Genomic DNA, 15,695 nt, shown 5'->3' with positions numbered 1-15,695 from the left:
GCGGTGGCTCAGCTGCTGCGGAGCTTCGCGTCGCCGAGCAGGGAGAACACGCGGATTCGAACTGTCGGCGTGCCGGGGACGCGCGGGACCGGGGCCAGGTCGACCCGGCGGTCACCGAGCAGCGTGAAGCCGACCAGCTCGGCCTCGACCCCCTCGGGCACGACGATGTCGGTGTCGCCGATGATCGACCACACGTCCACCGTCACCGGCTCCGAACCCTGCTCGGTGACGACGGCGCCGCGCAGGTCGAGCTCGACGTCCCCGATGAGCAGGACGGCGGTCGTCTTGCGCCGCAACGCCCACCGGCCACGGCGGCGGATGTCGCCGATGACGCTGACGAGCGTCGACCGGGCGGGCGAGGCCGACCCGACGACCGGCGCCGGGGGCAGGTCCGCGACGACGGCGTCGAGGTCGCCGGGGTTCTGGGCCTTCCACACCAGCGCGGCGCGGTCGGTGAACTCGTCGAGGGTCAGTCTGCCCTCGCCCACGGCCCGTTCGAGCTGCGCCTGCGTGCTGCGGCGCTGAGGGTCGAGGGACTCGGGAGGTGTCGGCTCGGGAGGCTGCGCGACCGTCATGGTCGTCACCCTAGACCCGGCGATGTCCGGTTTGCCCGGAGACGATCATGAGGCGGAAGGTGCGAGCTCGAAGTCCGCGAAGTCGAATCCGGGGGAGACGACGCAGCTGACGAGCGCGGGTTCGGCCCCGAGCAGCCGCGCGGTCTGCCACACACCCGGCGGGATCTCACGCTGTGGGAGCGTGCCCGCGGCGGCGCCGGGCGGGCCGAGAACGGTCTCGACCGGCGCGCCGGGGCCCGGCCCGTCCCCACCCGTCGCGAGCCCGACGGGTGAGCCCGAGTGCCAGCACCACAGCTCGGTCGAGCGGACCCGGTGCCAGGCCGAGACGTCGTCGAGCAGGTAGAGGATCGCGGTGGCCGAGGGCCGCGGACCGTGCGGCGTGGATGTCGTCGTCGGTGCGGTCCAGGTCCTGCGGTACCAGCCGCCCTCCGGGTGCGGGGCCAGGCCGAGCAGGGTGGCGAGCGCGGGAGCGGACACGACGTCAGTCTCGCGCACACGGTTACCCAACGTCGCCGAACGCCGCAAGCCGAGGTGGGAGTCCCCACGATCGAGGGCACACGAACGAGCGACAAGGTTCGATGGTGTTCACGATCTGCGGTGGAATGAGGTGGTCAACGGGACGGGAGGTGCATGTGGTGACGACGTCGCTTTCGTCGGGATCGTCGCCGCATCCGTGCCGGACCACCCGGGACCCCACGAACTCGTGAGCGGCGGCGGGCGAAAGGAATCTGGGGCCGCCCGCCGCCGCTCACGGCCCTCTCCCCGCGCCTCCGGCGCGGCGAGGACCGTCGTCGCACCGCCCGGCGTGTCGACGCGCAGCCGGCACGTCCGCGGCTCAGCGCGCCGCGGCCGGCTCCGCGCTCAGTGCGCCGCGGCGAGCTCCGCGGCCGTCGGCGGGTCGGCGCCCCGCCGGGAACAGGTGATCGCCGCGGCCCGGACGGCGCCGTCGAGCACCTCGTGCAGCACGTCGGGACCGATGGCGCGCAACGCCGGTCGGGCGTCGACTCCGAGCAGGCCCGCGTCGTGCAGCCCGGCCAGCAGCGCGGCGGAGAACGTGTCGCCCGCACCCACCGTGTCGACCACGTGCACCGGCCGCCCCGGCAGCCGCGTCCGCAGGCCGCCTGCGGTGGCGGCGAGGACTCCGTCGGCACCGAGCGTCACGGCGACCAGGGCCGCGCCGCGCGCGACCCAGTCGTCGAGCACGTCCGCGGGGGACATGCCCGGCAGCAGCCACTCCAGGTCCTCGGAGCTGACCTTGACGACGTCGACGAGCCCGACGAGCTCGTGCACCCCCGCGAGGACGTCCTCGCGGTCGCCCATGAGCAGCGGCCGGCAGTTCGGGTCGTAGCTGACCGTCGCCCGGGCGGCCGCCCGGCGCACGAGGTCGCGCAGCACCGCCGCGCCGGGCGGTGTCGTCGTCGCGAGCGAGCCGGTGTGCACCGCGACGACCGGCCCGTCGAGCGCGCCCGCGAGCTCGGCGGCCGTCCACTGCCAGTCGGCAGTCCCGGCGACGCGGAAGTCGTAGCTCGCGACGCCCTGCTCGTCGACCTCCACCAGCGCCATCGACGAGGGCTCCGCCGCCGCGACGACGTGTGAGAGGTCGACGCCGTTGCGCGCGAGGTGGGCGCGCAGCCGGCGCCCGAGCGGGTCGTCGGCCAGCCGGGCGAGCATCCGGACGGGGACACCGAGGCGCGCCAGACCGACGGCGGTGTTCGCGGGGCTGCCGCCCGGGACGAGCTCGTGGTAGCCGTCGACGGGTGCCGGGACGATGTCGACCAGCGCCTCGCCCGCGACGGCCACGATGCCGGCGCGCGCCGTGGTCACCGGATCAGTCCTGGTCGGCCCGCTCGACGGTCTCGTCGGACTCGCCGCCCGCGTCGGCCGCGGCGCCGTCGGTGTCGGGGGAACCGGTGGCTCCCGTGGCCTCGGCGCCCTTGGCGTCGGCCTCGGGCTCCTCGGCCGCGAGCCGCTCGAGGTTGGCCAGCACACCGTCGTAGATCTCGCCGAGGGCCTTCGGGGCGAAGCGCCGTTCGAAGAAGCCACCGATGCCGCCCGCGCCCTGCCACGTCGAGGTGACCGTGACCGTGCAGGTGACCGGCGGGCCGGGGGTGACCTTCCACGTCGTGACCATCGTCGAGTTGCGGTCGGTCTCGACGATCTTGTCGTGCATCGGGAGCGAGACGTCGACGACGACCTCGCGCACACGCTTGCTCGTCGCCTGCAGCGTCCAGCCCGCGACCGTGCCCTCGCCCACGGTGCCGCTGTGCAGCACGTAGTCGCGGAAGTGGTCGGTGAGGATCCGCGGGCGGACCGTCTCGTAGTCGGCGAGCATGCGCCGGATCCGGAAGGCGGGGGCGGAGATCGAGCGTGTCGCGCTGGCGGTGACGTCGGCCATGCGCGACATCCTGCCGCTCCCGGCCGGGTGGACGCACAGCGGATCACCGCGCACGTGATAGGGATGCCCGATGCGCGGCGGCCGGATCCCGGTGCTCGTCCTCGCCGGGTTCCTCGGCGCGGGCAAGACGACGCTGCTCAACCATCTCCTCGCGCACAGCGCCGACGTGCGGATCGGCGTGGTCGTCAACGACTTCGGCAGCATCGGCGTCGACGCGATGCTCGTCGGCGGCCAGGCCGACGGGGTCGTCCCGCTGGGCAACGGCTGCCTGTGCTGCGCCGTCGGGGAGGAGGGTGTCGGGCCGCTGCTGGAGAAGCTCGCGGGCCCCTCGTCGGAGGTCGACGTGATCGTCATCGAGGCGAGCGGCATCGCCGAGCCGGGTGCACTCGTCCAGCTGGTGCTCACGGCGGGCACCCCGCGCACGACGTTCGGCGGGCTCGTCGAGGTGGTCGACGCCGTCGAGTTCGAGGCGACCCGCACCCGGCACCCGCAGATCGACGGCCACGTCGGCCTGGCCGACCTCGTCGTACTGAACAAGGCCGACCGCGTCGACCCGGCGAAGCTGTGGCGGGTGCGGCGGCTGTGCCGGGAGGTCAACGCGCGGGCGCCGATCGTCCCGGCGAGCCACGGGGTCGTCGACCCCGGCCTGCTCTACGACATCCACACGGTCCCGGGCCGCCAGCTGATGCTCGCCGGCGGCGCCGCCGACGGCCACGACGGCCACCTGCACACGGCCTACGAGTCCGTGGAGTTCGTCAGCGACCGCCCGATCGACCCGCGGCTGCTCGTCGAGCTGCTCGACCGCCGCCCCGCGGGCACCTACCGGGTCAAGGGCTTCGTCGACTTCGGTGTGCCCGGGCACCGGCAGCGGTTCGGGCTGCACGCCGTCGGCCGTTACCTGCGGTTCGACCGCACGCCGTGGCCCCGCGACGTCCCCCGGCGCACCGGGCTGGAGTTCATCGGTTCCGGCGTCGACGCCGACGCCCTGCACACCGCGCTGCGGGCCTGCGAACGCGACGAACCCGCCGGGTCCGACGACATGCTCGCTGTGCTGAGGTACACCTTCCAGAGGTGAGCCCGCGTCCGATACCCGGGAGTAACCTGCGGGCATGGTCCGTGAGTGGGCCCGGTTGCGGGCGTGGCGTCTGGCGTTGCGTGTCGTGTTCGGACTTCCGCGTCCGCTCAAGCGCCTGGTCGCGGGCCCGCCGGTGTGCATCGACGACCAGCAGCTCGACCTCGACCTGCAGCTGCTGAACCGGGTCGGCGAGCTGCTGTCGTCGGAGAACGAGGACCATCTCGGCGAGGCCGCCCTCGCCGAGCAGCGCCGCCAGGCCGACTTCGCGGCCGAGATCGTCGCCGTCGGTGCGCCCGACGACATCGAGACCCGCGACCTCGTGCTCCCGGGCGGCGACGGGACGATCGCCGCGCGGCTGTACGTGCCGCCCGCGGTGCCCGCGACGTCGGGGATGATCGTCTACTACCACGGCGGCGGGTTCGTCCTCGGCAGCCTGGACTCGACCGATCCGCTGTGCCGGCTGCTCGCCGCGCAGTCGCAGCTGCGGCTGCTGTCCGTCGACTACCGGCTCGCCCCCGAGCACCCCTATCCGGCCGCGCTCGACGACGCGATCGCCGCGTTCGACCACGTCGCGACGCACGCCGCGGACTTCGGCGCCGACCCCGACCTGCTCGCCGTCGGCGGCGACAGCGCGGGGGCCAACCTGGCGCTGGTCGTCGCCCACGAGCAGGCGCGGGCCGGGCGCCCCGTGCCGTCGTTCGTGGTCGCGCTCTACCCGGCGACCGACGCCGAGCGCTCCGGCGGTTCGCGCGAGCTGTTCGGCAGCGGATTCGGGCTGACGGCCGAGTACCTCATGGAGCTGGAGCGGGCCTACCTTCCCGAGGGCATCCCCGACGACGACGCCCGCGGCGCGATCCTGCGCGCCGACGACCTCGACGTCATGCCGCCGGTCTACCTCGCGACGGCCGGCTTCGACCCGCTGCGCGACGAGGGGGAGGAGCTCGCCGAGCGGCTGCGCGAGGCCGGTGTACCCACCCTGGCCAGGCGGTTCTCCGGGCTCGTCCACGGATACGCGAGCTTCACCGCGGTGAGCGCCGCCGCCCGGGACGCGACGCTCGACGCCGCCAGCGCGGTCCGCGCGGGGCTGTCGCTGGCCGTTCGTGAGGGCGGCCGCGACGGCGTTCCCACCGTCGTGCAGCGCATCACCCGGGCGGTGGGCTAACACCCGGCCGCCGCCCGCGATAGCGGGGTGGACACTCGACAAGCTGCATGCGGAACGGACGAGCACGATGGAACGACCCGGGGCCCCCGCCCGGACGCACGACGACGCACCGACGACCCCGAACGCGGCGCTCCCCACGCTCGTCCGGACCCGGCGCGGATTCGTCGTGTTCGATCCGCGGATCGTCGAGGGGACCCGCTGGTCGATCGACGACCACGGCACGCTCGTCGACGACCGGGTGCCCGCCGGCGGCACACTCGCGCTGATGGGTGCCGCGGGGCTCGTCGCCGCCGTCGCGGTCGGGGACGGGTGGTGGAGGCTGGCGTCGTTCGTGGGCGGGGTGCTGGCCGGGGCGGTGCTGGCCGCGCTGCTGCTGTGGCTGCTGCACGTGGTCGCGGGCCCGGAGCGGCGTTACCGCGCGCTCACCGGCTCGCGTGTCTACAGCCGGACCGTCACCGACACCACCGACCCCGACACGTGGCGGCTCTGCGTGCTCGCCGCGAGTGTCGCCGAGAGCCGCGCGTTCCGGTCCGGGCTCGTCGATCCCGAGCGCTGCCTCGGTGCGCTGCTGTGGGCAGCCGTGGGTCCGGAACCCAGGATCGACCCTCGCGCCGCCCGCGACCTCCTGTCCGAGCTGGCCGAGATCGCCGGCGAGCTCGACCTCGTCGGCGTCCCGGCCGCGCCGGCGGGCGACGTCACGTGGGCCGTGGAGACGGCGGTCACCGACGCCGATCGGGCGGTGGCGCTGCGGAGCCGGGCCGACCTGCTGACCGCGCGGCTGCGCTGCGCCTGAGCGCGCAGACCCGGTCGGGGGACGTTGCGCGCGAATGGCGGAGATCGTCACGGAGCGAGGATTTCGGCCTCGCCGGTGCCCGGGGCGGGCGCTACGGTCCTCCCCGACGGCCGGCGCATGCCGGCAACCTCCGAGCGGTAAAGGAGCCTCATCCGATGATCTTCATCGCGCTCAAGGCGAAGATCCGCCCCGAGAAGCGTGACGAGTGGCTCGCCGGGATCAAGCAGTACACGGCCGACGTCAACGCCGAGCCGGGCTGCATCTCCTTCGAGTACTTCGAGAGCACCGAGCACCCGAACCAGTTCGCGATCATCGAGTCGTTCGTGGACTCCGACGCGGGGTCGGCCCACGTCGGGATGGACCACGTCAAGAAGTTCTTCGAGTGGATGCCCTACATGGTCGCCGAGCGCCCGAAGATCATCTACCAGGAGCTCGAGGGCTGGAACGACATGGCCGAGGTCACCCCGGCCGAGTGACGCCGCCGGCGGGGTCCGCCGCACCCGGAGCGATCCGGGGCGCTGGCCCCGCCGACCGGATGGCGCGCCGGCCGGACGGTCATAGCCAGCATCTATGATCGCGCCGTGCCCGGCGACGTGCTCATCCGGCAGCTCGAGTACCTCGTCGCCCTCGGGCGCGAGCGGCACTTCGGCCGCGCGGCGGCCGCGTGCCACGTCAGCCAGCCGACGCTGTCGGCCGCGATCCGCAAACTCGAGTCCGAGCTCGACGCGGTGATCGTCCTGCGCGGCAGGCGGTTCGAAGGCTTCACCGACGAGGGCGAGCGGGTGCTCGGCTGGGCGCACCGCATCCTCGCCGAGCGCGACGCCCTCTACACCGACCTCGACCGGATGCGCGGGGGACTCACCGCGACCGCCCGGATCGGCGCGATCCCGACCGCGATCCCGGCGACGCCGCTGATCACCGACCTGTTCGGCAGGCGCAACCCGCTCGCGCGGGTGCGGATCGAGGCCTTGCCGTCGCGCGAGATCAGCAGGCGCCTGACCGAGTTCGAGCTCGACGCGGGCGTCACCTACCTCGACGACGAGACGCCGCCCGGCACCCGGCGCGTCGAGCTCTACCGCGAGCGCTACCTGCTCCTGCTGCGCGAGGACGACCCGCAGGCGGAGAACGACGTCGTGACGTGGGAGGCCGCCGCACAGCTGCGGCTGTGCGCGCTGCCGCCGTCGATGCGCAACCGCCGCATCCTCGACGCGACCATGGCCGCCGTGGGCGAGCGGCTCGCCCCCGTCGTCGAGGCCGACAGCGTCGACGGGCTCTACGCGCACGTCGCGGCGCGACGGCTGGCCAGCATCGTCGCGCACACGTGGCTGCACGCGTTCGGTGTCCCGGCGGGGATGTGCGCGCGGCCGTTGGCCGAGATCCGCCCGCGGCCCGTCGTGGGGCTGATCGTGCCCGACCGGGTGCCCGCGTCGATCGTCGCCGAGGCGCTGGTCGACGTCGTCACCGGTGCCGACATCGGCCGCCGGCTGGAGGAGGCGGTCCCGTAGGGCTCCCGAAGGGGCGAAACGCGTCAGCCGCGCAGGGAGTCCTCCGCGCGCCGGACCCACGCGGCGAGGTCGTCGTCGTCCGCGACGGCCTCCGGTGCGACGACGACGAACGCCGCCACGGTCCGCCGCCCCATGCGCAGCGGCTGCACGTGCGGCTCGGCGAGCGCCGCGTCGCGACCCGCGCGCCCGACACGGACCATCAGTCCACCGGTGGTGGCGCCGCAGCACATCCGGCCGTCGACGACGAAGGACCGGCCGCCCACCATCGGCTTCTCGACGACGTCCGTGCGCCCGGCGAACAGGGCTCGCAGTCGGTCGAGCAGCAGGACGTCCACCGGGGCAGCAGACCGGGACCGCGCGCGTCCGTCAAGCGATCCGGGTCACCGCCGCGCCCGGAACACCTGTCGGCGCGCCGCTGCTGACCGGAGGAGACACCGAATCCGGAGAGAGGCATCTCATGGCTGCGAAGGTCTGGTTCATCACCGGCGCGTCCCGCGGCTTCGGCCGCGAGTGGGCGATCGCCGCGCTGGAGCGGGGCGACTCGGTGGCCGCGACCGCGCGCGACGTCGCCACGCTCGACGATCTCGCCACGAAGTACGGCGACCGGCTGTTCCCGATCACCCTCGACGTCACCGACCGCGACGCCGCCTTCGCCGCGGTCGCCGCCGCGCACGAGCGGTTCGGCCGGCTCGACGTCGTCGTCAACAACGCGGGCTACGGGCACTTCGGCTTCGTGGAGGAGCTCACCGAGGCCGAGGTCCGCGCCCAGCTCGAGACCAACCTGTTCGGCGCGCTCTGGGTCACCCAGGCGGCACTGCCGTTCCTGCGCGAGCAGGGGTCGGGCCACATTCTGCAGGTCTCGTCGATCGGCGGAATCAGCGCGTTCCCGCTGGTCGGGGCCTACCATGCGTCGAAGTGGGCGCTGGAGGGGCTCAGCCAGTCGCTGGCGCAGGAGGTCGCGCCGTTCGGCATCCACGTCACGCTGATCGAGCCGGGTGGCTTCGCCACCGACTGGTCCGGCCCGTCGTCCCGGCACTCGGAGGCCCACCCGGCCTATGCGGCGCTCCACGAGGAGGTCGCCGCGGCCCGGCGGGCACGCCTCGGCACCCCCGGTGACCCGAAGGCCAGTGCCGCGGCGCTCCTCAAGGTCGTCGACGCCGAGCAGCCGCCGCTGCGTGTGTTCTTCGGCGAGTCCCCGCTGGGCGTCGCGGAGAAGGACTACGAGTCGCGGCTCGCGACGTGGCGGGAGTGGCAGCCCATCGCGATCGAGGCCCAGGGCTGACCGTGCGTGGCGATGGTCGCCATGGCGACCATCGCCACTCGCGAGGTCCGGCGGCAGCGTGCCGGCCGCCACCTCGGGGACGCTGTCAGCTCACCGCGCCCGATGCAGGCTTCTGCTCGAGCGCGAGCGCTTCCACGTTGCGGATCGCGAGGTCGAGCGCCAGCGCCATCGGCTGGGCGCTGCGCCGGGCCTGTGAGAGCAGGTATCCGCCCTGGTAGGCGGCCAGGATGCCGGTGGCCAGGGTGGCGGCGTCGGCGGTGCGGTCGATCTCGCCGCGTTCCTGCATCCGGGAGATCCCGGCGGTGAGGTACGACTCCCAGCTCTGGAACGCCGCGTTGATCAGGATCCGGGCCGGTTCGGACCGGTCCGACAGCTCGGTGGCGAGGGAGCCGATCGCGCAGCCGTTCGCGCCGTGCCGTTCGTCGACGAACCGGACGATCTCGTCGCGCCAGCGCCGCAGGCCCTGCAGCGAGCTGAGTTGTTCGAGGTGGGGCTCCTGAACCTGCATCACCCGTGCGGTCTGCATCTTGATCACCGCGGTGACGAGGGCGTCCTTGTCGTCGAAGTAATGGTAGAGCTGTGACTTGCTGGTGCCGGAGGCCTCGACGACCTGGTCCATGGTCGTGCCGGCCACACCGTTGGCGTGCATGAGGTCGGCCGCGGCCCGGACGATGCGGTCGCGCGTGAGGGCACCGCGGGCGGTCAGACGCCGCAGGGGAGGCTCGGCCCCGGCACTCGTCGCTCCGGCACTCGTCACGGACTCGATCCTAGCGTGAGGACTTGATCGTGAACTCCGCTCGCGCACTACGGACTGATCAGTCTAGAGCGGCTCGGCTCAGAACGCGACCGCGGCTGCTCGCCGTCGCAGGGCGCATATCGGCCGGGTCGGCCCGGACGGCGTTCCGACCCCGGTGATCGGGTCCGGCGGCACGTGTGCGCGGCTCGGTGGGGCCGCCGCCCGCCCGATGCGAGGCACCCGTCGAAATAGACCAGCTGGTACGGGTTGGCTAACATCCGTGCGTGTCGAGGGAGGAACCTGAGGGGCGACCCCTGGAGGAGGCTCGCCGCTCCGCAGCGTCGCGCGTCCGAATCGTCCGGGCCGCGTCGGAGGTCGTCTCCCGGCTCGGGGTCGCGGGGATGAGCGTCGAGCGGGTCTGCGCCGCATCGGGTGTCAGCCGGTCGCAGGTGTATCGCTGCTTCCCGGCCGAGGACGCGTTGGTCTCCGCCGTCGTGGACCTCCACGTCGCCGCCGTGCTCGGTCGGCAACGCTCGCTGCTGCTGAACGTGGCGTCCCTGGCGGACCTGTATGCCTGGGCCGAGGACATGGTCGAGCTGGGCGGCGCGCGCAGGTGCGAGAGCGGGCTCCTGCTCGGCTCTTTGGTGACCCAGCTGGCGGACCGGTCCGACGGCCTGCGGGCCGCGCTCGACGCTGCGTTCCGCACCTGGCAGTCGTACCTGGCCGCCGGGCTGCACCGGCTGCAGGAGCACGGTGAGCTCGACGGCGGCGCCGATCCGTGCGAGCTCGCCGCCGGCATCGTCGCGGCGCTCCAGGGTGGTCTGATCCTCGCCCAGGCCGTGCGGGGCGCGGAGCCGCTGCAGGCGGCCCTCGATCTCGCGCTCGGCAGCCTCCCCCGCGCCGCCCCGCCGGCGGCGGGACGTGCCCCGGGCGCAGCCGGCGCCCCTCGGTCCCGGGACCGGGGACGGTCGCTGTCGACGGGGGCGGCGACGAACCGGGATCCGTGAGCAGCCGGGCCGCCACCGGTGAGGACGGTGAGGGGGATGCCGAGCCCGGGAGGACCCGGTACCGGATCCGGTCGGGCGTCCCGGGCGGCCCGCGGTTCGCGGGCGGCGGTGGACGGTCAGGTCGGGTGGTCCGGGTGGTCCGGGTAGTACTGGGGGGCCTCGCCGCGGTTGTACATGCTGAAGTAGCGGACGATCCGGATCCGGCGGATGCGCGGGTTGCCGGGGAACACTGCCGCCGATTCGAAATCCGCGGCGGCGGCCTGGTCGCGCCACACGGTCCGGACGAGGAGCATCCCGGGGTTCTCCACGTGTTCGTAGACGTCCCAGGAGGTGAGCCCGTCCGCCTCCAGGTCGAGACCGAGGCGCGAGGCGATCTCGCCCGCGTCGGGCGTGGTGGGCGGACAGCTCGGCTCCATCGGGCCGACGAGCACGACGGTGTTCCCGGCGCCCGCGGTGGTCTCGTCGAACCGCTGCTCGCGGAGCACCCCGCTGCCGGGTATCCCGGTGTCGCGGGTGAGCTCGCCGGTCCGGACGGTGTAGTCGACGAAGATCTCGTTGCGACCCCGTGCCTGGGCCAGCTGGTGGTTCGGGTGCGTCCGCCACCTGACGAGCGCCTTCTCGTCCTCCCATGTGGAGAGCGACAGCATCCAGCCCGGCCGGATCACGCTCCGGTGGAGGTCGTGGTCGACGAGGCCGGGGTTCTCGCGCAGATCGCCGTCGAGCAGCCTCGCCAGCTCCGCGTACGCGTCCCGACGGTCGGGCCGCGAATGGGCCTCGAACAGCACCGCGAACATGTCCCTCCTGGTGGGGAAGCTCTCGCCCGGGCCTCGGCGTCCGGGAACGTGTGCTCGTTCAGGTGCGCCCACCCGCGTGCGCGACGCCCTCCGAACCGGAGCAGACTAGACCATATAGTCTAGAGCGCCTGCACGCTGACGTGACCATCCGAGCATCTCGGACCCGATGCGCCGCAGCGCAACGCAACATCGGACTCGCGGTGAAGTGGTGACGGCCGTCCGAGCCGCCACGGGCGGTCGATCGCCGCCGACCGAACCGGGACCCTTTTGTGGGTCATCTGGTCCAGGGAATCCGTCCGTTCGGAGCGGGGACTCCTGGCAGGGGCGTGCAAGGTGGGCGGGGTCGGGCGATGTGGAGCCCTGTGTCAAGTCGTCCGTCCCGGTGTGTGATGAGACGCTGTCGGCATCATTTCAGCAGGTGAGAGCGGTATTGCTCGGGCGGGGGCGGCCCGTGCCGTTGACGGGAGGATGTGCGGGTGTCACGATTCGCGCCACACGAGGCCCAGGTCGTGGGGTGTCAGCCGAGCACTTCAGTGCTGGACGATATGGTCCAGTAGGCGGTCAGCTCATCGTCACCTGAGGCCCTCATCCGGATGGAAGATCGACAGGAGCAGCGGGGAGCGACGAGGAGTCCGTGGGGCCACGGGCCTCGCACGGCCGGGTTCACCCGGACGCCTCGGCTCCGTGGCCCCGCTGCCGTCGCCGTGAGAGTCCGGGCACCGAGGCGAGCCCAGAGGAGAAGCATTCGTGGCAGATGACCGACTGGCCGGGCTCACCGAGGCGGGCGTCTCGATCTGGCTCGACGACCTCACCCGTGCCCACCTCGTCGACGGCCACCTCCGTCGGCTCGTCGACGACAGCCACATCGTCGGTGTGACCACCAACCCGACCATCCTCGCGGCCTCGCTGGCCCGTCCAGAGCCGTACGCCCCGGAGATCCGGGAACTCGCGCGCGCCGGGGTGACGGTCGGCGACGCGGTTCGACAGCTGGTGGTCGCGGACGTCCAGCAGGCCTGCGATCTCTTCCGCGAGGTCTGGGAGGCCACCGCCGGGGTGGACGGGCGCGTCTCGCTGGAGGTCGACCCCGCACTGGCCGGCAACCGTGAGGCGACGGTCGTCGATGCGGTGAGCCTCGTGCGAGCGGTCGGCCGCCCGAACCTGTCGGTGAAGATCCCCGCGACCAGGGCCGGCCTCCCGGCCATCACCGACGCACTCGCACTCGGGGTCGACGTCAATGTCACGCTGATCTTCTCGGTGGCGCGGTACCGGGCGGTCATGGCCGCCTACCTGGCCGGACTCGAGCGAGCGCTCGACCACGGCACGTCGCTGTCGGGAATCCACTCGGTTGCGAGCTTCTTCGTCTCCCGGGTCGACGTCGAGGTCGACGAGCGCCTCGACAAGATCGGGTCGGACGACGCGCTCGCGCTACGGGGCATGGCCGGTGTCGCGAACTCGCGACTGGCGTACCAGGCGTTCCGCGAGACGTTCACCGGCCCGCGCTGGGAGCGCCTGCAGGCCGCGGGAGCTCGCGTGCAGCGACCACTGTGGGCCTCGACGGGGGTGAAGAACCCGGCCTACCCCGACACGATGTACGTCAGCGAGCTCGCCCTGCCCGGGACGGTGAACACGATGCCCGAGGCGACGCTGCGGGCCTTCGCCGACCATGGCGTGGTGCGCGGCCCGGACGACCGGCAGAGCGCGGCCGGTGACGCGGCGCAGGCCCAGGAGGTCATCGACGCGGTGGCCGCCGCGGGCGTCGATCTCGCCGAGGTCCTGACGTTCCTGGAACGCGACGGTGTCGATCGGTTCGCGCACTCGTGGGCCGAACTGCACGACACCGTCGGGCGAGCCCTCGCGGAAGCGACGAGACAGCGGTTCACCCGGCCGCCGACGCCCACGGCGTCGACCACCCGCACGACCCGAGATTCAGAGGAGTTGAGCACATGACCGCCACCCAGGACGGGACACAGGAGGTCTCGTCGTCGAGCCAGCCGTCCCTGCATCAGCACGGCGGGGGAGAGATCCAGAAGTTCGGCACCGTCAAGCAGTTCCCCCTCGGCCTGTCCTACGACGCGCGCATGTACGCGGCGGAGAAGCTCAACCGGACGTTGGCGGACACGCAGATCCTCTACGCGCTCTACAAGAAGAGCCACTGGAACGTCCGCGGAGCGACCTTCTACCAGCTGCATCTGCTGCTCGACAAGCATGCCGGCGAGCAGCTCGCCCTCGTCGACACGATCGCCGAACGCGTCCAGAGCCTCGGCGCCGTGGCGGTGGGCGATCCGCGACACGCAGCCGAGCTGAGCAACATCCCGCGACCGCCGGACGGCGTCGAGCCGGTTCCCGCGATGCTCTCGAGACTGCTGGACGCGCACGAGCAGATCCTGGTCGACGCCCACAAGGCGGCCGCCAAGAGCGCCGAGCTCGGCGACGACGGAACGAACGACCTGCTCGTCTCGCAGGTCATCCGTACCGGGGAGCTGCAGTGCTGGTTCCTGGCCGAGCACCTGGTCGACACCCCCCTCGTGCGCATCTGACGATCCACCGTCACGGCTGCACGGAGCGCCGCGCGGCCCGGTGCCGACCGGGCTCCGTGTTCGACCGGCCGCCGCGCGCGTGCCTGCGAACCCCCACCGACTCCACTCGGGAAGGCGTCATGACCCAACTCGCGCCCGCTCGGGCGATCCGACCCGGCCCAGCGCGCCGCCGGCCGAAGGGCTCGATGTTCCTCCGGATGCTGCGGACGACGGACCCCAAGGACATCGCGATCCTGTACCTGGTCACGTCGTTCGGCTTCTTCCTGGTCGGCGGTGCGATGGCGCTGCTGATCCGCGCCGAGCTGGCCCGCCCGGGGCTGCAGTTCCTCTCGCCCGAGCAGTACAACCAGCTGTTCACGATGCACGGCACGGCGATGCTGCTGCTGTACGCGACGCCGATCCTGTTCGGCTTCGCCAACTACATCGTGCCGCTGCAGATCGGGGCCCCCGACGTCGCGTTCCCGCGGCTCAACGCTCTGTCGTACTGGTTGTTCCTGTTCGGCAGCCTGATCGTCCTGTCGGGGTTCCTGACACCCGGTGGGCCCGCGGCGTTCGGCTGGTTCGCCTATGCGCCGCTGCATTCGGCGCAGTACTCCCCCGGAGCGGGCAGCGACCTGTGGCTCGCCGGGTTGATCGTGTCCGGATTGGGGACGATCCTCGGTGGCGTCAACTTCATCACCACGATCGTCTGCCTGCGCGCGCCCGGCATGACGATGTTCCGGATGCCGATCTTCACCTGGAACATCTTCGTGACGGCCATCCTGATCCTCATCGCGTTCCCGGTCCTGACCGTGGGCCTGTTCGGGATGCTGGCGGACCGGCACCTCGGGGCGCACGTGTTCGACCCGGCCAACGGCGGGGCGATCCTGTGGCAGCACATGTTCTGGTTCTTCGGCCATCCCGAGGTCTACATCGTCGCGATCCCCTTCTTCGGGATCGTCTCGGAGGTCCTCCCGGTGTTCAGCCGCAAGCCACTGTTCGGCTACAAGGGCCTGATCTACGCGACGATCTCCATCGCGGCCCTGTCGGTCGCGGTGTGGGCGCACCACCTCTACGCCACCGGCGCGGTGTTGCTGGCGTTCTTCTCCTTCACGACGTTCCTCATCGCGATCCCGACGGGTGTCAAGTTCGTCAACTGGATCGGCACGATGTGGAAGGGCAAGCTGACGTTCGAGACGCCGATGTTGTTCTCCGTCGGCTTCCTGGCGACGTTCCTGTTCGGTGGTCTGACGGGCATCCTGCTGGCCTCGCCGCCGCTGGACTTCCACGTGTCCGACAGCTACTTCGTGGTGGCGCACTTCCACTACGTGCTGTTCGGGACGATCGTGTTCGCCACCTATGCCGGGATCTACTTCTGGTTCCCGAAGATGACCGGCCGGATGATGGACGAGACGCTGGGGAAGGTCCATTTCTGGCTGACGTTCGTCGGGTTCCACACGACGTTCCTGGTGCAGCACTGGCTGGGCAACGAGGGCATGCCGCGCCGCTACGCGGACTATCTGCCGACCGACGGGTTCACCACGCTGAACACGGTCTCCTCGATCGGCGCGTTCGTCCTGGGGGCCTCGACGCTGCCGTTCATCTGGAACGTGTTCCGTTCCTACCGGTACGGGCGTGTGGTGACCGTGGACGACCCGTGGGGTTTCGGGAACTCGCTGGAGTGGGCGACGTCGTGCCCGCCGCCGCGGCACAACTTCACCGAGCTGCCGCGGATCCGGTCCGAGCGGCCGGCGTTCGAGCTGCACTATCCGCACCTGGTCGAGCAGTTCCGCGACGAGGCCCACAGCGGGACAGCGGCTCCGCGCGGAGCCGCCTCACCCGCGGAGACATGACC

The 15,695-nt window shown here is 72.2% G+C and carries 16 protein-coding genes and 1 pseudogene; 10 read left to right on the top strand and 7 right to left on the bottom strand.

Features of this window, described 5'->3' with window-relative positions:
* Positions 1–8 precede the first annotated feature (8 nt).
* From PSED_RS25215 to PSED_RS25200, 4 genes and pseudogenes are all read right to left on the bottom strand, one after another.
* Positions 9–575: a DUF1707 SHOCT-like domain-containing protein gene (locus PSED_RS25215; RefSeq protein ID WP_013677063.1), complete on the bottom strand. Its 567-nt coding sequence runs from the start codon at positions 573–575 to the stop codon at positions 9–11.
* A gap of 45 nt (positions 576–620) precedes the next feature.
* Entirely contained in the window at positions 621–1,052 is a 432-nt protein-coding gene (locus PSED_RS25210; RefSeq protein WP_013677062.1) for a cupin domain-containing protein, read from the bottom strand.
* 384 nt (positions 1,053–1,436) lie between these two features.
* A complete protein-coding gene (locus PSED_RS25205) occupies positions 1,437–2,399 on the bottom strand; it encodes a carbohydrate kinase family protein (protein ID WP_013677061.1) in 963 nt (320 codons plus the stop codon).
* A 139-nt stretch (positions 2,400–2,538) separates the two neighbouring features.
* Positions 2,539–2,970, bottom strand: a pseudogene (locus tag PSED_RS25200) (SRPBCC family protein); the annotation flags it as partial.
* 70 nt (positions 2,971–3,040) lie between these two features.
* Here PSED_RS25200 and PSED_RS25195 point away from each other — a divergent pair.
* From PSED_RS25195 to PSED_RS25175, 5 genes are all read left to right on the top strand, one after another.
* Positions 3,041–4,045 (top strand): CobW family GTP-binding protein, encoded by a 1,005-nt coding sequence (locus tag PSED_RS25195; RefSeq protein WP_013677059.1) that lies wholly within the window; start codon positions 3,041–3,043, stop codon positions 4,043–4,045.
* A gap of 34 nt (positions 4,046–4,079) precedes the next feature.
* Entirely contained in the window at positions 4,080–5,207 is a 1,128-nt protein-coding gene (locus PSED_RS25190) for an alpha/beta hydrolase (protein WP_013677058.1), read from the top strand.
* Positions 5,208–5,274: 67 nt separating this feature from the next.
* Complete coding sequence (locus PSED_RS25185) at positions 5,275–6,000, top strand: hypothetical protein (protein ID WP_013677057.1); 726 nt, start codon at positions 5,275–5,277, stop codon at positions 5,998–6,000.
* 155 nt (positions 6,001–6,155) lie between these two features.
* Entirely contained in the window at positions 6,156–6,476 is a 321-nt protein-coding gene (locus PSED_RS25180) for a putative quinol monooxygenase (RefSeq protein ID WP_013677056.1), read from the top strand.
* A gap of 105 nt (positions 6,477–6,581) precedes the next feature.
* Complete coding sequence (locus PSED_RS25175) at positions 6,582–7,505, top strand: LysR family transcriptional regulator (protein ID WP_013677055.1); 924 nt, start codon at positions 6,582–6,584, stop codon at positions 7,503–7,505.
* 23 nt (positions 7,506–7,528) lie between these two features.
* Here PSED_RS25175 and PSED_RS25170 read toward each other — a convergent pair whose 3' ends face one another.
* Complete coding sequence (locus tag PSED_RS25170; RefSeq protein ID WP_013677054.1) at positions 7,529–7,840, bottom strand: TfoX/Sxy family protein; 312 nt, start codon at positions 7,838–7,840, stop codon at positions 7,529–7,531.
* 122 nt (positions 7,841–7,962) lie between these two features.
* Here PSED_RS25170 and PSED_RS25165 point away from each other — a divergent pair, with 122 nt between their 5' ends.
* Complete coding sequence (locus PSED_RS25165) at positions 7,963–8,787, top strand: SDR family oxidoreductase (RefSeq protein WP_013677053.1); 825 nt, start codon at positions 7,963–7,965, stop codon at positions 8,785–8,787.
* A gap of 85 nt (positions 8,788–8,872) precedes the next feature.
* Here PSED_RS25165 and PSED_RS25160 read toward each other — a convergent pair whose 3' ends face one another.
* Complete coding sequence (locus PSED_RS25160) at positions 8,873–9,544, bottom strand: TetR/AcrR family transcriptional regulator (protein ID WP_013677052.1); 672 nt, start codon at positions 9,542–9,544, stop codon at positions 8,873–8,875.
* A 263-nt stretch (positions 9,545–9,807) separates the two neighbouring features.
* On the opposite strand from PSED_RS25160, the gene PSED_RS25155 reads away from it, so the two are divergent.
* The gene (locus PSED_RS25155; protein WP_083845285.1) at positions 9,808–10,530 is read left to right on the top strand and encodes a TetR/AcrR family transcriptional regulator; all 723 of its coding nucleotides are present in this window, start codon (positions 9,808–9,810) and stop codon (positions 10,528–10,530) included.
* Positions 10,531–10,646: 116 nt separating this feature from the next.
* Here PSED_RS25155 and PSED_RS25150 read toward each other — a convergent pair whose 3' ends face one another.
* Positions 10,647–11,324 (bottom strand): antibiotic biosynthesis monooxygenase family protein, encoded by a 678-nt coding sequence (locus PSED_RS25150; RefSeq protein ID WP_013677050.1) that lies wholly within the window; start codon positions 11,322–11,324, stop codon positions 10,647–10,649.
* A gap of 747 nt (positions 11,325–12,071) precedes the next feature.
* On the opposite strand from PSED_RS25150, the gene tal reads away from it, so the two are divergent.
* The 3 genes from tal (at position 12,072) to ctaD (ending at position 15,693) form a co-directional block, all read left to right on the top strand.
* A complete protein-coding gene (tal, locus tag PSED_RS25145; RefSeq protein ID WP_013677049.1) occupies positions 12,072–13,271 on the top strand; it encodes a transaldolase in 1,200 nt (399 codons plus the stop codon).
* Positions 13,268–13,861, top strand: coding sequence for a Dps family protein (locus PSED_RS25140; RefSeq protein WP_013677048.1), 594 nt, complete (start codon positions 13,268–13,270; stop codon positions 13,859–13,861). The genes tal and PSED_RS25140 overlap by 4 nt, the downstream gene beginning before the upstream one ends.
* Positions 13,862–13,980: 119 nt before the next feature.
* Positions 13,981–15,693 carry an aa3-type cytochrome oxidase subunit I gene (ctaD, locus tag PSED_RS25135; protein ID WP_049803503.1) on the top strand — a complete coding sequence of 571 codons (1,713 nt, stop codon included), beginning with the start codon at positions 13,981–13,983 and terminating at the stop codon, positions 15,691–15,693.
* Positions 15,694–15,695: the final 2 nt, after the last annotated feature.

Source organism: Pseudonocardia benzenivorans CB1190 (assembly GCF_000196675.2).
In the GTDB taxonomy this organism is placed as follows: domain Bacteria; phylum Actinomycetota; class Actinomycetes; order Mycobacteriales; family Pseudonocardiaceae; genus Pseudonocardia; species Pseudonocardia benzenivorans.
The sequence above is the reverse complement of the archived record's forward strand: the minus strand, read 5'-3'. Positions and strand labels throughout refer to the sequence as shown.